Raw genomic sequence first — 14,277 nt, 5'->3', positions numbered from 1 at the left:
AATAGGGTGATGGTCTGTGCTAATATACGACGATTTCGTACTGGCTGCAGGCTCAACTAGCCAGTCCGGTCATTGACCTATTACCGTAACGCGGTGATGAAGCCTTTTTTGTATCATTGCGCCAGTTATTCTTCTCTGGTATGCGCTCACTTTACTTCTATAGCTTTCTACTAGCCTTGTTGGCAACGGGCTGTTCGACAACCACCGTCTACATTGTTCGCCATGCCGAAAAAGTAGATGAGACCGATTCCACGGACCTCAGTACGGCGGGTCGGCAACGAGCCATTGCCCTGGCCGATGCGTTGGCGAACCGGGGCACTGATTCCATCTTCACAACCCCTTTCCGACGCACCCGTCAAACGGCCGAACCGTTGGCTAAACGGCTTGCTCTCCGGACCGCCGATTATCCGTCGCAACCCACTAAGGCAATCACAGAGCGAATCGGGCGAATTCAGAACAAAACGGTGCTGATTGTTGGGCACAGCAACACCATTCTAGAGATTGCCAAAGGGCTGGGTGCCCGGCCAACACTGCCAAAAATTGAAGCGGGCGATTATGATAATCTGCTGGAAGTTCGCATCAAACGGGGGCTATTAGTAAAATCGGTACGTCTATCGCAAACGACTTACGGGCAGCTAACACCGCCGTAAGGTCAAAACTTTTGTGTGCCTCATTGGCGCCGTTTTTATTCAACTGATAGCCACAATGCTATGGCTTACGGTTGAAACCAACTATCAGCCGCTTGAGTAGGCTGTTTGATCAAATCATACAAATAGAGTATTGACGACGTTAGCAATGGACCCTACATTTGCCAGCGTCGTCATTTCGTATACACATATGCAACGGCTATTCCTATCCTTCCTTATTACAATGGTAGCGCTCGGTTTGACGTCCATCGGACAAGCGCAAACGGCAAACCCAGCTGCTGAATCCAGACCAATAACGGTTCGTAAGTCGGCTAGCGGTAGTACGCCGGCGACTTACAAGGGACGCCAGATTCTGGTCGGAAGCGGTGGTGGCTTCACGGGGGCCTACACTACGTATTATCTGTTGGATAACGGACAACTGTTTGGTCGACGTGGTCGCGATACTACGTTTACGTTTATCGGGGAGCAAACGTCTGTCAATACAAAACGTGTCTTCACGGCCCTTGAACAGGCCTGTAAGATCAAAACAACCCGGTTCGATAAACCTGGTAACCTCTATAAGTTTGTTGAATGGCGCAAAGGTAAGCAAAGCTACAAAGTAACCTGGAGCGCTTCTCAAGCGGAAGCTTCTGGAGTGACTGTGCCCGTCAATTATCCCGCGTTTTATAACTCCTTTATGAAAATGATTCCGGCGGCTGTGCGGCTCAACTAATCAGCACACAAACGCGCTGACTCACCACGAAGACTATCTACCCTTATGAAAACATCTCTCCTCGTTTTATCCGTACTGCTAACGTCAGCCGCGCTGGCGCAACAGCCCGGCGTCGGTTTTAGTCGTAAGCTCAAAACCACAGCACCCACAACCGGTCTGGCGGAACGATTAGGCGCAACCATTATTGATAGGCCTAAAGGGCGGTCCGGCCAGCAGGGACTGATCTCAACCGGCCAGCCGAAGCTGACGATGGAGCCGTTACGATTGCGGGTCGTGCGCGATTCGTCGACGAGCCTGCCCATTTACATTGAACGGAAGCTGACCAAGCGGGCAACTGCGGGGGCACTAGCCAAGCGAGGGGCGCGACTGTCGGCGGCTGGCGCTGCGACTGCTGCGTATCAGTTCATGGGGCAGGTGCGCGGCTTACTCAAACTTAATAATCCGGAAACTAGCTTCGCCGTTTCACGCACCCAAACCGATGAGCTTGGCCAGACGCACATTCGGCTGATGCAAACCCACCGGGGGATACCAGTATTGGGTTCTGAATTAGTGGCTCACCTGACGGATGGCGACGTGACGCTGCTGAACGGCCGATACAAGCCCGTGCCCGAAGCTTTATCGACAACGCCTACACTCACCCTCGATCAGGCGGCTGCGCTGGCGCTTAAGGACGTTGGCCAAACATCGACGGTGGTGCGCTCTTTTGGCGATAATATCTTAAAATTGAAACAGTCGGTAGGAGAGTTGTGCATTTTGCCGACTGTCGACCAGGATGCAAAGCTCGCTTACCAGGTTACGGTTCGACCTAACATGGTCGAACGTTGGGAATACGTTATTGATGCGCAAACGGGTGATATTCTTGACAAATACAACCATACCTGCACGTTTGCCGGTCCGATGAAAGCGTCGGGCCGTGACCTCAACGGTGAAATGCGTTCCTTTCAGACGTATCAGCATAGCAACAATAAGTATTACATGATCGATGCGTCGCGGCCTATGTTCAACGCGGCTAAGTCGACTATGCCTGATAAACCCGTTGGAGCCATCATGACGCTGGATGCCAAAAATGCCAGGGGGAACACGGTTATAAAACCGCAACAGATTGCATCGAATACAAATAATGACTGGAATGCTACGGCCGTATCGGCGCATTACAACGCCACTGTTGCCTATGAGTACTACAAGAATACGTTCAACCGGAATGGGTTGGATGGAGCTGGAGGAACGATCATTTCGGTCATTAACATAACCGATGAGGACGGCAAAGGGCTGGATAACGCTTTCTGGAACGGTGAGATCATGGGTTACGGTAATGGTAAACTCCTGAAACCGCTGGCCGGAGCACTCGATGCGGCTGGCCACGAAATGACCCACGGGGTTATTCAAAGCACGGCTGGTTTGCAATACAAAGGCCAGTCGGGAGCCATAAATGAATCCTTCGCCGACGTATTTGGGGCCATGATTGACCGCGACGACTGGACAATTGGCGAAACTATAGCAACTCCGGCGGTATTACCGTCTGGTGCGCTGCGCGATCTGTCGAACCCAAACCAGGGCGGAAAAGCCAAAGATCCGAATGGCTATCAGCCCGCCACCATGGCGCAGTACGACAACACGACCCGCGACAACGGGGGCGTTCATATCAACAGCGGTATCGCCAATTTTGCCTTTTACAAATTCGCGACGGCAATCGGCAAAGACAAAGCCGAAAAAGTGTATTACCGCGCTCTGACAACGTATTTAGTACGTACCTCTCAGTTTCTAGATCTACGTTTAGCGATTATCAAATCGGCGGGGGATCTCTTCGGTGCAACGGGTTCCGAGGTGACGGCCGCAAAAAATGCTTTCGATGCCGTGGGCATTACCGAAGACACGCAGTCGAATCCGGGTAAGCAGCCTGATCTGCCGGTGGCTTCGGGGAAAGACCTGATTCTGTTAACCGATACCGAAGAGTCGAAGCTCTTTTCGACCGATATGAGCGTAACTCCGGCGAAGTTTGATCAGAAAACAACCACAAGCCTTTTGCACCGGCCAAGCGTTACCGACGACGGGCAAACGGCATATTACGTATCGTCCGACAAGCGGATCCGTTCGGTCAATCTGACGGGCACACCATCTGAGTTTGTTGTGTCGAACGAAACCGTCTGGGACAACGTCGCTATCTCGAAGGATGGCTCCAAACTGGCCGCTCTCACGGCCGACCGTGATGGCTCCATTTACGTCTATAGTTTTACTAAGAAAAAGTGGGCGCATTTTAAGCTGCACAATCCAACCTACACGGAAGGCGTTGAAACCAGCAATGTTTTGTATGCCGATTCCTTCGAGTGGGATTTCTCGGGCGAAAACATTGTTTATGACGCCTACAACGCCATTGACGATAACAGTGGTTACTGGGACGTAAGCTTCATTAACGTGTGGAACAAAAAAGCAGATGACTTTGCCGATGGCAACATTGAGCGACTGTTTGCTGATTTGGAAGATGGTGAAAGCATTGGAAATCCTTCGTTCTCCAAAAACTCGCCCGACATCATTGCCTTCGATTATGTGAATGATATTGATCAAACGTACAGCATTGTAGCGGCTGATTTAAGTGTGGGTAAGGCTAAAGTTGTATATGAGAACAATACCCTGGGCTTTCCGAGTTATTCCCGGCTCGATGATAAGCTGGTCTTTAGCCGCGAAGCCGATGGTAGTGAAAACGTTTCAGGTATTGTCCTGGGGGCTGATAAGTTATCGTCTACGGGGGAGGCCACAGTGTTCTATACGGGAGCGAAATGGCCGGTATGGTACACGCAGGCCACGCGAAATGCACCCGCTAAAACCGCCCAGACCATTACGTTTAACACCATTGCCGATCGTTACGCTAATCAGGGCGATATGACGCTGAGGGCTAGTTCATCAGCTAATTTGCCGGTTAGTTTCCAGGTGCGTAGTGGTCCGGCTACGTTGACGGGCTCAACGCTGAAGTTTACGGGACCGGGCACGGTAACGGTGCGGGCGTATCAGGATGGTAACAATCAGTTTGCCGCAGCGACGCCCGTCGACCGGACGTTTCAGGTGTTGGTCGTAACCAGCACCGAACCAACCTGGGCCGATGCCCTGGCAGTGTACCCAAACCCGGCTAACACGTCGTTGACGGTTGAGCTACCCGAACGTGAATTTATTGAGCAGTTGTCGATAAAAACGCTGACCGGTGCTACGGTGCTGCAACCTGCAATTGGCGCTCGTCAGCGCAGCACGACGCTGGATATACGTCAGTTGCCGAAGGGTATGTATTTCCTGCAAATTCAAACGCCTAACGGTGTTACCAATCGGAAATTAGTGAAGGAGTAAAAATTCCCGGCTCGGTGAACGACAACTAATGCCCACCGAGCCGGGAATAAATTATAGGAGATTACTTTGTTGTGACGGCCACTCGGCTTTCGCCTGCTTCTTTAAATACCTCAACCTTAGCTATTTTGGAAGGTGCCAGGGCCTCTGCTTCTTTTTGGGTTGCTTCTTTACCGTTGATGATAAAACGTTTTACCTCGCTAAGGGCATTTGAACTGTTTGCCTTTGTTGAGATATAGATGGTTTGGCTAGCCGGGTCTGCCTTAATTACATTCCAATTCTCTTCTGATTTGGAGCGTTCAATGAACTTGCTTTCGCTTATCTCGTTGCCATCAACAATGAAATGCTTGGGATGAGTTAACTGGCTGACGTCGACCGGCTCACTAATTTCTTCCTCCAATGTGAAATTAATGGGTACATTATAGCGCACATTCACGGCTTTACCATTCTGTCGGCCGGGTTGCCAACGGGGCATTGCCTTCAACACCCGAATCGCTTCTTCATCGGCACCGAAGCCAATTCCCTTCAGGAGCTTAACGTCAGCTATGTCCCCTTCTTTTGTTACGATGAAACTAAGAAACACCCGGCCCTGAACGTTCGCTTTTTGAGCAGCCGCTGGGTAGCGCAGATTCTCTTGAAGATAATTGCCTAGTTTCTTTATGCCACCTGGAAACTCAGGTTGGTGTTCAACTACAGTAAATATTTCGCCGTCGATACCAGCCTGACGAGCAGGTTGATTAAAGGCGGCTGGGCGTTCGATGCTAGTGACGGGTTGATCAGGTTGCGTGCACATGGTCAACAGGGCGGCCAATGGTAAAACAAGGGTGTAGGCAAGCAATGCCCTGCGGTTCGATGCGGGTTTCTGGAGCATAATGATACGTTGTTTTAGGGTTGAAACAGAAACAAAAGGGGTGGTTAGGGTTGTGGGGGATACGTTGAGTGCGTAAGCGACGAGTTGCTGAGCATAGTCAGGCTGCGCTGTCTGGCAGACGGCCTGATCAGCGAGGAATTCGTGAACCTCCTGCAACGACCGTTTATACAGCCACAGCACCGGATTGAACCAGAAGGCAACTCGGGCTACTTCCACAAACAAAACGTCGAGGGTATGACGCTGACGAATGTGCGCTTCTTCGTGGCGGATTAATGCTGCGGGCTTTGTCAATGAATCTACTTTGTTCAGAACCAGGTAGCTTCCAAACGAGAACGAGGGGCTGGAATCGTCAGGTAACTGCACGAGTGTGTAGCCCGGCTGAGGCTCGTGCTCGCCCTGACGAATCAGGCGATAGACCGCCCGCAGATTCAGCCCTAAACGAGCCAGCATGACCACAACCCCAATGCTGTAGAGCAGCCAACCCCACTGAGCCGTTGTTAGCTCGTGCGACGACGTTGTATTGGTACCAACCACAAAGGCGGGTAAGTTGATGGTGTTGATGGTCGTGGGAGCCGTGTCCGCCCACCGCGTTGGTAATTTCAGAGCAGGTAAGGTAACGGACAGGATAATCGACCCCAACAGATACGTTCGATTCAAACCGAAAAATGTGTTCCGGCGGAGGAACAGCCAGTAACACCCGTAGAACAGCAACAGGTACAGGCTGGCGATGAAGAGATAAGGAAGGGTATTCATGACGTAATGAGTTTAGGTTGTTCCTTTTCCTGAGCGGGCGGTTTAAACCTTCCCGCTCAGGAAAGGCGTCTGTAACGTAGTACTTTGGAGAAGTCTAGGGTTTATTTCCTCTTGAAGAGTCGGCTTCGGCAGCTTTAGCTTTTCTGGTTGTAATCAGGATCACCCCATTTCTGCCCTTTTCGCCATAGGTCATAGCCGATGCATCTTTCAGGACTGTAATACTTTCAATGTCATTTGGATTAAGACTACTGAGCGATCCTGAGGCAGAATTTTTGTCTGCCCATTGTACACCATCGATAATGTAAAGTGGTTCTTCCCCTAATTGGCCGAGTGGCCCATTACCCCGTACGTGTATGTTTACATTTGGCTTTATTAGCGTATCGGGTGGGGAGGATCGATCTTCGCGTTTTAGGCCATTATCTATATCAATCTGTCCGGTTCGCTTGTCTTGTTTGGGTTCGATTATAAACTCAACCGGTAGAACGTACTGCACATCTATCGCTCGACCGTTCTGACGACCGGGTCTCCACCGAGGCATTTGGCTAATGAGTCGGGTCGCTTCTTCATTGCAACCGCCACCGATGCCTTTCTCAACAAATACGTCGTCGATGGCTCCATCGGCTGTAACCGTAAAGCGAATCAGCACACTGCCCTCGATTTTATTTTGCCGCGCTTTGCCCGGATAGCGCAGGTTTCTTTGCATATATTGCCCCAATGCCTGCATACCACCTGGATACTCCGGCTGCTGCTCCACTACCGTAAAAACTTCACCCCTCGTCTTGTGCACATCCGTAGATGTAGTTGAGGGGACTGTTGAAGAGGTGGGCTTATTATCGTCGGCATAACCGACGACAACGATTTCACTCAGCCGATTACCCGTTCGGGTCATACTGACGTTGACGGCTTTGCGGCTGTTCACCTCCACGTCCAGTGTCGTAAATCCGACAAAACTGAATACCAACGAAGCATTCTTAGAAACGTTATGGAGAGTATATCCTCCGTTTATGTCGGTAGTCGTTCTAGTACGGCTATTCTTAATAACAATAGTGGCACCCGGCAGCGGTTTGCCATCGGCAGCGCTTGTCACCCGACCTGATACTGTAATCGTTTCTTCAGTGGTTTGCGTAACGGCAGCTTTGATGTCGTCACGCGCCGTTGTCATTGCCAGCAGACCGAGCACAAGCGGCAAAACCAACACGTATTTGCCTAATGCCCAACGCGTGGTTGCGCTTTGGTGGAGCATAGCGATGCGTTGTTTTAGTAAGGATGGACTGAAAAAGCCGTTGGCCAGCGTATCGGGCTGAAGACCAAACGTGTACTCAATTAGAAACCGGGCGTAGTCAGTGGGCTGATCAGTTTCCCGGTCGGCCAGAAATTCGTGAACCTGCCGTAACGCCCGTTCGATTAGCCACAGCACCAGGCAAGGCCAGAATAAAGCCCGCAGCAGGGCCAATACCATCACATCAATACTGTGGCGTTGACGAATGTGAACTAACTCGTGCCGGATAATGAGGTCGTTGCTGGCATCGTTTGGGTTAAGAACCAGGAAGTGAAAAAATGAAAACGTGGGGACGTTTGGCGTGTTCGGGTACACCCATATGCCTTCCTGGCTCTCCCGACGTACGGACTGGCGAATGAGCCGCAAGAGACTACCCGTCCGAACGAGTAGCTTCCCTAACAATGCTACCGAAATTAACCCATAAACCCATAAACCGATTCGTTCCCAATCTGGTGGCTGCGAAGTTTTCGTTTCAGTGGGTGTGGTAGTAATAGTAGCCGTTGGTAATACAACTACGTCGGTTGGGGCCGGAATAAACACCGGAACGGCAATATCTACCTTTGGCAGCGTTTGAACCGCTTTAGTCGGTAGCGTCGCTACTGGTAAAGTGAGCGAGAATACGACCGAGGCCAATAAATACGCTCGATTTAAGCTAAAAAACGTGTGTCGACGTAACAGGAACCAATAACAACCCACGAACAGCAGGCCGTACAGGTTTGCTTTCAGAAAGTAGTCCAGAGGGTTCATTGGTCTTTCTTTTTGTTGAGAAGGTTGATGATCTCGTCGGCCTCAGACAGGCTGATGTTTTTGTCCTGCACGAAAAATGACACCAGTTTTTTAAGCGAGCCGTCGAAGTAGTTGGTCATGAGCTGCTCGGTCTGAAAACGGCGGTACTGCTCTTCGGTAATGAGCGGATAGTATTCATGCGTTTTTCCGTACGCCGTGTAGCCAACCAGCTCTTTCTTTTCTAGAATCCGGATGATAGTCGAAACGGTGTTGTATGCTGGCTTAGGCTCGGGTAGCTCAGCCAATACGTCCTTGACAAAGCCTTTCTGGAGCTGCCATAGTACCCGCATTATCTCTTCTTCGGCCTTAGTGAGTTCACGCAATTGCATAAATGGTAAAGAGTACAACTAATGGTCAATGAAAGTTATGACTAATCATTTAGTTTTACAACTAATTCATTAGTTATTTATCAGAAAATATTTTTTCGAACTCTAATTCACCGGTGTAGTTCGTATGTATCGGAACCACTACACTTATTACTACATGACGCCTACGCAACCGATTAAAGCTCTATTTCTAGATATTGGCGGAGTCCTGCTAACAAACGGCTGGGATCGGCACGCCCGCCGACGAGCCGCTGAATTGTTCAACCTGGATTACGCCCAACTCGATGAACGGCATCATTTGACGTTTGATACGTACGAATCTGGCAAGCTCAGCTTAGATGATTACCTGAAGCGAATCGTTTTCTACGAGAAACGCCCGTTTACACCCGCAGAATTTAGTCAGTTCATCATGGAACAATCACAACCGTATCCCGATATGATCGAGTTGATGCGTCAACTCAAGCAAATATATGGGTTGAGATTAGTGGCGGTGAATAACGAGGGAAGCGAAATTAATCGGTATCGCATTCGGCAGTTCGGCCTCGATACCGTATTCGACGCGTTTGTATCGTCGTGCTACGTGCATCTACGAAAGCCGGACGTTGACCTGTTTCGAATGGCGTTAGACATAGCCCAGGTTGAACCCGAGCACGTTGTTTATGTCGATGACCGGCTGATGTTTGTGCAGGTCGCGCAAACGTTAGGTATGCATTGCCTGCATCATACGGGGTATGAGTCGACCAAGAAAAGGATGGCGGATTTAGGGTTATCGCTGAACAATGAGTGATTTGGTCAAGAAATAGTCAGGTGTAGTAAAATGTTGTCAGGTGTGGTCAGAAAGTAGTCATAAATTGTAAGACGCTTGACTCTACCTGACTACTTCTTGACCATTTCTGACGCCAATGACCACTCCTTCAATGCATCTCTTTTAAGTTGACCCAATATAACCCGGCGAACAGCAGGCTGAAGAATACACCAAATGATGTATTGAGGGCGCCAAAACCCGCCAGAATAATCGGCAGTATGATGCCGACAGCAACGCCCACCAAGTAAATCCAGAAGCCAACTCGGCGCAGTCGGAACATCAGCACGGCCCCAATGAGGGTCAGGAGTGAATACAGAAACTGAGCTACCGATAGCCTTCTAATTTCGTCGGGATCGCCAGGCATAGGCTCGTCGCCCGATGCGCGGTCCTCAAAATATTGCTTTGGCAGGCTCTTACGTTGCTCGGCCGTATACGTACGTTTGATGTAAGGCGTGTTCGAGACGGCATCCGTTTGAATAAAAGACACAACCGCGTCAGATAGCCCCCAGGCGCAACTAAGAAAGGTAAGAATGCAGAGTAAGGTTAAGAATTGAGATCGCATAGGTAAGGCGAGGAGATTCCCGCTTTTCAACTTTTAAACATAACGGAATTCCAACGATACGTCCGATCGTTGCCATAAGGCGTGGTCCGCGCTACTTAAAACCTTATTTTCGCGGCAGAGTTTCCTAACTAATCAACGAAACCCAAACACTATGACCCTGCAAGAATTAACCGAGCAGATCAGAACGAAAGCAACTCACGCTGACAGTCTGAATGCCACGGCCAAGATTGTCACTGATCAAGGCGTTGTATTTATTGATGCTACTCAATCGCCCGTAGTCGTATCCAACGATGATAAACCCGCTGACTGCGATTTGCACGTGAGTGTTAACGACCTGGTGCGAATGGGGACCGGCGATCTGAACCCGATGATGGCCTTTATGTCGGGCAAGCTGAAAGTAAAAGGCGATATGGGCATTGCCATGAAGATGGGCCAGGTGATGGCCTGAGATAGCACCCAAAGCGCCAGTAGTTGCCGCTAAGCTTATAAACAAAAACGCCCTGAAATTCGGGGCGTTTTTAGTGAATTACCAATATGAATGCTTGTGAAGAGCGGTTCGCAATTGTTGCTTACGCGCTTAGAACGAGTAGCGTAAGCCCAGCTGCATCTGCCAGCGGGAAGCCAACTGGTCGATGGAATAGGCCGCGGCCGGTTGCGAGAATGAGAACGTTGGATCGCTGCCCGGAATATTAGCTGGATTGTATGCCGGATTACCATTGCTCAATCTCGACAAGCCAATCGACGCCGTTGAGTTAAACGTATTCGGCGAGAAATAGAAGTAGCCAAGCTTGTTGTCAACCAGGTTCAGGAAGTTGAATATGTCGTAGCTGATCTGCAGCGAATGACGGCCAACAAAGCGGATTTCGTGAATGATACGAAGGTCAACATTATTGTTCCAGGGCGTGCGGGCTGCGTTGCGCTCGGTGAAGTTCCCTTTGCGGCTGCTCAGATACTCATTAGTGTTAACGTAGTTCCAGAAATTCTGCGCCTGGGTAGCATCCGGAATGAGCCGTTGCGCTTCGGCGAGGTCACGCGGAATGTAAGCCAGGCCTACCGACTGCGCTGTTCCCTGAATGTTAGCGTTCACGAATCCGTAGGTGAATGGGCTACCCGACTGGAACGAATAGAACATGGTCGCCGTGGTCGAATTCTTTGGATTCCAGTTCAGGCGGTAGTTCAGGTTACCCACAATCCGGTGACGAGTGTCGAAGTTTGAGTAAGCCAGCGCCGGGTCATTGGGGTTGAGCGCTGGGTTCAGCTGCCAGTTCGATTCCATCGAGTTCCGAATCCCGTTCGAGATGTCGTACGCTTTACCATAGGTGTAAGCGGCTGAAAAGCCAAAACCGCTTTGCACGTTGTGCTGCACCTGGAACGTGAGGCTATACTGGTAGCCTTTGTTCGTGTTCTGTAGCTCGTAGGCATTGGCAAAGGTTGAGTTGATGCGCTGCGCACCCGCCGAACCGTTTCTAGCCACATAAATCGGGAACTGCTGATTGGTGTCGAAGCTGTAGTAACGAACTGTATCCCTAGTATTCACCTGCTGGAATTTGACGTCCTGCACAACTTTCGTGTACAAACCTTCGACGGTGAATTTGTAGGTACCAACCGTGTAATCAACGGCCAGGTTATTACGCCAGCGGGTTGGTTGCTTGAAGTTGTTGGCAATCAGGTCAACCTGCGTAGTACGTGTCGCGCCCGAGTTGGCTGCATTGAAACCAGCCGCACCCCCAGTCGTCGGATTCAGCGGATCACCCTTCGGACGGCTGGCCGCTGCTGTCGACTGTATGTTGTTGTAGTCGTAGAAACCGTAGCCTACACCGTCATTGTAATAAGCATAGCCAAGCCACGCAAACGGAATCCGGCCGACGAACGTACCCGATCCACCACGAATAATGAGGCTACGGTCCCCCTTGACGTCGTAATTAAAGCCTAACCGGAACGAAGGCTGCACAATATTGAGGAAGGTATTGTTGACCTGGTTAATCGGCGTCTGCGACGTATAGGTCGTGCCATAATTCTGGTTGAGCACGGTTGCTGGCACCTGCGGGTTCAGACCGGGGTGCTTGGGTAAGCCCGTGTAATCGATCCGTACGCCCGGCGAAATCCGGAACCGGTTGGTCAACTGAATGTCATCCTGAAAGTACAGACTCAGCAGGTTGACATTGAATTTAGCATACGGATTGTTGAACTGGTAGTCGCGGTTGTTTTGACCGTCGTTAAAGGCGTAAGAACCCCGCACCCGCGTGGGTAACTGAGCCAAAAAGGCATCGACACCACTCGTATTCGCGCCCAGCGAGTTTAGAGCATTATAGGCAACCCGGCCGTTGAGCGAGTTCACAAACCCGTAGGTAATGCCATACAGCTCATTGTGCGTGCCAAGCGTGAACGAGTGCTTACCTTTGAAGAACGACAGGTTGTCGGTAATCTCGGTTGTGTTCTGACGCAGGTTGAACACGGTAGCCTCGCGGTCGTTACCCAGGAAGATTGTACCACCGTTGTAAGCGATTTCTACCTGTGGGAACGACGGGTTGTTCGACAACGGCGTGCGATAGTCGTGAATAGACGAATAGCCGACAATCAGACTGTTTGAGACATTGAGCTTACCACCGAAGCGGCTTTTTAACTCGGCAACGGTGCTGCTTTGGTTATTATTCTGACGGTAGTCGATACTGCTGAAGCGGAAGTTCAGGGCGTCGCGTTCGAGGTTAGTTGCCTCTGAGATAACCGTGTTGTTCCGGATCGTTAGCTGGTGCTTATCCGAAATATTCCAGTCCAGGCGGTTGAAGAACTTAGTACTCTTCGAATAAATGCTGTAGTCACCCGCATACGAACCAACGTCAAAACCATACTGCTGCTGGGCAAAATTAGCGATGTTCTGGGCAACCGTTACGTCTTTGATCAGCGAAGAAGACGTACCCGCCTGGAAGAGTACAGGATCGCGACGGTTGGTAATCTCTTCGTTAGTGAAGAAAAACAGCTTGTTCTTAATAATTGGAAAACCAACCCGAACGCCCGTCTGGTAATCGTGAAACGAGCTGGGCAGCTTGTTCCTGGCGTTGTCAGCACCGCTGTACTGACCCACGACGGTTGCGTTCCGGCCATAAGCATACACCGATCCGGTCACGTCGTTGGTACCGCTACGGGTAACCGCGTTAATGGAGCCGCCAAGGAAGTTTCCGACTTTAACATCAAAAGGAGCCAAGTACACCTGTACGTCCTGAATAGCGTCCAGTGAAACGGGATTCGTGCGGGTACTCGACCCCGGCTGCCCTGACGAACCGGTAATACCACCCGTCGACGGGCTGAAACCGATGGCGTCGTTATTGATCGTACCATCGATCGTGACGTTATTATAACGGAAGTTGGTACCGGCAAACGAATTCTGGTTGCTGGCCTGGGGAGTCAGGCGGGTAACGTCCTGAAAACTCCGCGACAGCGTTGGCAATTGCCGAATTGCTGCTTCGCCGATGTTGATACCGGCACCTGTACGATCGCCCCCACGCGTTGCCTTCACCACGACTTCCGAGAGGTTTTTACTTTCGTCCTGAAGAACAATATTCGGGCTGGTATTCGAGCCCAGACTCAGGTTGATGTCCTCTCGTGTTTGGGTAACAAACCCTACATACGTCGCCTGAAGTTGATAAGGGCCGCCGGGGTTCATGTTATAGATCCGATACCGGCCGTCTACATCTGTAACGGCCCCGTATTTTGTACCGGTGGGCACATGAGTAAGCTGCACGGTTGCCCCAATTAAGCCATCACCTTTTACATCCACAATGCGACCGTCAATTGAACTAGTCGTTACCTGCGCCCAGAGGCACGTAGTGGCAATGATTGATAATAGAGTAGTAAGTAAAAGTTTCATAGAGTGGCGTTTATTACCGCGGCAAATGTCAGGCGGCAGTGTTAAAGCCGCGTTAAAACGGAGTTAAACACCGTTGGTAGTTACATTATGATTGTGTTAAGTTAAAGGGGTCGATTTTCACATAGGCGAAACACTAAATTCTGGGCAGACGCACGACCCATGATCAACAGAATTGTTTGAAAACGGCCTGCGTCCGGCTAAGAAATCAGGTCATGCGTTACCCCCGAACGACCCGGATCAGTACGTTGCTGGTAACATAAGGCAGAGCTTTGTGGCCTTACCAGCTCCTCGATTGTCTGACCAAATGCGTTGCTTCAGAGCGAATTAGTATCTACCTTAGT

At 50.5% G+C, this 14,277-nt stretch carries 10 protein-coding genes; 5 read left to right on the top strand and 5 right to left on the bottom strand.

What is annotated here, in order from left to right; genetic code table 11:
- Positions 1–140: 140 nt before the first annotated feature.
- The 3 genes from ACFSUS_RS19615 (at position 141) to ACFSUS_RS19605 (ending at position 4,692) form a co-directional block, all read left to right on the top strand.
- Positions 141–650: a SixA phosphatase family protein gene (locus ACFSUS_RS19615; RefSeq protein WP_381525438.1), complete on the top strand. Its 510-nt coding sequence runs from the start codon at positions 141–143 to the stop codon at positions 648–650.
- 145 nt (positions 651–795) lie between these two features.
- Positions 796–1,359: an FAD-binding oxidoreductase gene (locus ACFSUS_RS19610; protein ID WP_381525437.1), complete on the top strand. Its 564-nt coding sequence runs from the start codon at positions 796–798 to the stop codon at positions 1,357–1,359.
- A 45-nt stretch (positions 1,360–1,404) separates the two neighbouring features.
- Positions 1,405–4,692, top strand: coding sequence for a M4 family metallopeptidase (locus ACFSUS_RS19605; RefSeq protein ID WP_381525436.1), 3,288 nt, complete (start codon positions 1,405–1,407; stop codon positions 4,690–4,692).
- 61 nt (positions 4,693–4,753) lie between these two features.
- On the opposite strand, the gene ACFSUS_RS19600 is transcribed toward ACFSUS_RS19605, so the two are convergent.
- From ACFSUS_RS19600 to ACFSUS_RS19590, 3 genes are all read right to left on the bottom strand, one after another.
- Positions 4,754–6,313, bottom strand: coding sequence for a M56 family metallopeptidase (locus tag ACFSUS_RS19600; RefSeq protein ID WP_381525435.1), 1,560 nt, complete (start codon positions 6,311–6,313; stop codon positions 4,754–4,756).
- 94 nt (positions 6,314–6,407) lie between these two features.
- A complete protein-coding gene (locus tag ACFSUS_RS19595) occupies positions 6,408–8,339 on the bottom strand; it encodes a TonB family protein (RefSeq protein WP_381525434.1) in 1,932 nt (643 codons plus the stop codon).
- Complete coding sequence (locus ACFSUS_RS19590; protein ID WP_381525433.1) at positions 8,336–8,707, bottom strand: BlaI/MecI/CopY family transcriptional regulator; 372 nt, start codon at positions 8,705–8,707, stop codon at positions 8,336–8,338. Before ACFSUS_RS19590 ends, ACFSUS_RS19595 begins: the two co-directional genes overlap by 4 nt.
- Before the next feature lie 154 nt (positions 8,708–8,861).
- Between ACFSUS_RS19590 and ACFSUS_RS19585 the strand changes: the two genes are divergently transcribed.
- A complete protein-coding gene (locus ACFSUS_RS19585) occupies positions 8,862–9,491 on the top strand; it encodes an HAD family hydrolase (RefSeq protein WP_381525432.1) in 630 nt (209 codons plus the stop codon).
- Between the two features lie 127 nt (positions 9,492–9,618).
- On the opposite strand, the gene ACFSUS_RS19580 is transcribed toward ACFSUS_RS19585, so the two are convergent.
- A complete protein-coding gene (locus ACFSUS_RS19580) occupies positions 9,619–10,071 on the bottom strand; it encodes a hypothetical protein (RefSeq protein WP_381525431.1) in 453 nt (150 codons plus the stop codon).
- Between the two features lie 151 nt (positions 10,072–10,222).
- Between ACFSUS_RS19580 and ACFSUS_RS19575 the strand changes: the two genes are divergently transcribed.
- Positions 10,223–10,519, top strand: a complete 297-nt coding sequence (locus ACFSUS_RS19575; RefSeq protein ID WP_381525430.1) for an SCP2 sterol-binding domain-containing protein — start codon at positions 10,223–10,225, stop codon at positions 10,517–10,519.
- A gap of 129 nt (positions 10,520–10,648) precedes the next feature.
- On the opposite strand, the gene ACFSUS_RS19570 is transcribed toward ACFSUS_RS19575, so the two are convergent.
- Entirely contained in the window at positions 10,649–13,936 is a 3,288-nt protein-coding gene (locus tag ACFSUS_RS19570; RefSeq protein ID WP_381525429.1) for a TonB-dependent receptor, read from the bottom strand.
- Between the last annotated feature and the right edge of the window lie 341 nt (positions 13,937–14,277).

Origin of the sequence: Spirosoma soli (genome assembly GCF_042684525.1) — a bacterium.
GTDB lineage: Bacteria > Bacteroidota > Bacteroidia > Cytophagales > Spirosomataceae > Spirosoma > Spirosoma soli.
The sequence above is the reverse complement of the archived record's forward strand: the minus strand, read 5'-3'. Positions and strand labels throughout refer to the sequence as shown.

What these genes read in the sequence shown, in the direction of transcription:
- ACFSUS_RS19615 (WP_381525438.1), top strand. Translation starts at nt 141, where the DNA reads ATGCGCTCACTTTACTTCTATAGCTTTCTACTAGCCTTGTTGGCAACG.
- ACFSUS_RS19610 (WP_381525437.1), top strand. Translation starts at nt 796, where the DNA reads ATGGACCCTACATTTGCCAGCGTCGTCATTTCGTATACACATATGCAA.
- ACFSUS_RS19605 (WP_381525436.1), top strand. Translation starts at nt 1,405, where the DNA reads ATGAAAACATCTCTCCTCGTTTTATCCGTACTGCTAACGTCAGCCGCG.
- ACFSUS_RS19600 (WP_381525435.1), bottom strand. Translation starts at nt 6,313, where the DNA reads ATGAATACCCTTCCTTATCTCTTCATCGCCAGCCTGTACCTGTTGCTG.
- ACFSUS_RS19595 (WP_381525434.1), bottom strand. Translation starts at nt 8,339, where the DNA reads ATGAACCCTCTGGACTACTTTCTGAAAGCAAACCTGTACGGCCTGCTG.
- ACFSUS_RS19590 (WP_381525433.1), bottom strand. Translation starts at nt 8,707, where the DNA reads ATGCAATTGCGTGAACTCACTAAGGCCGAAGAAGAGATAATGCGGGTA.
- ACFSUS_RS19585 (WP_381525432.1), top strand. Translation starts at nt 8,862, where the DNA reads ATGACGCCTACGCAACCGATTAAAGCTCTATTTCTAGATATTGGCGGA.
- ACFSUS_RS19580 (WP_381525431.1), bottom strand. Translation starts at nt 10,071, where the DNA reads ATGCGATCTCAATTCTTAACCTTACTCTGCATTCTTACCTTTCTTAGT.
- ACFSUS_RS19575 (WP_381525430.1), top strand. Translation starts at nt 10,223, where the DNA reads ATGACCCTGCAAGAATTAACCGAGCAGATCAGAACGAAAGCAACTCAC.
- ACFSUS_RS19570 (WP_381525429.1), bottom strand. Translation starts at nt 13,936, where the DNA reads ATGAAACTTTTACTTACTACTCTATTATCAATCATTGCCACTACGTGC.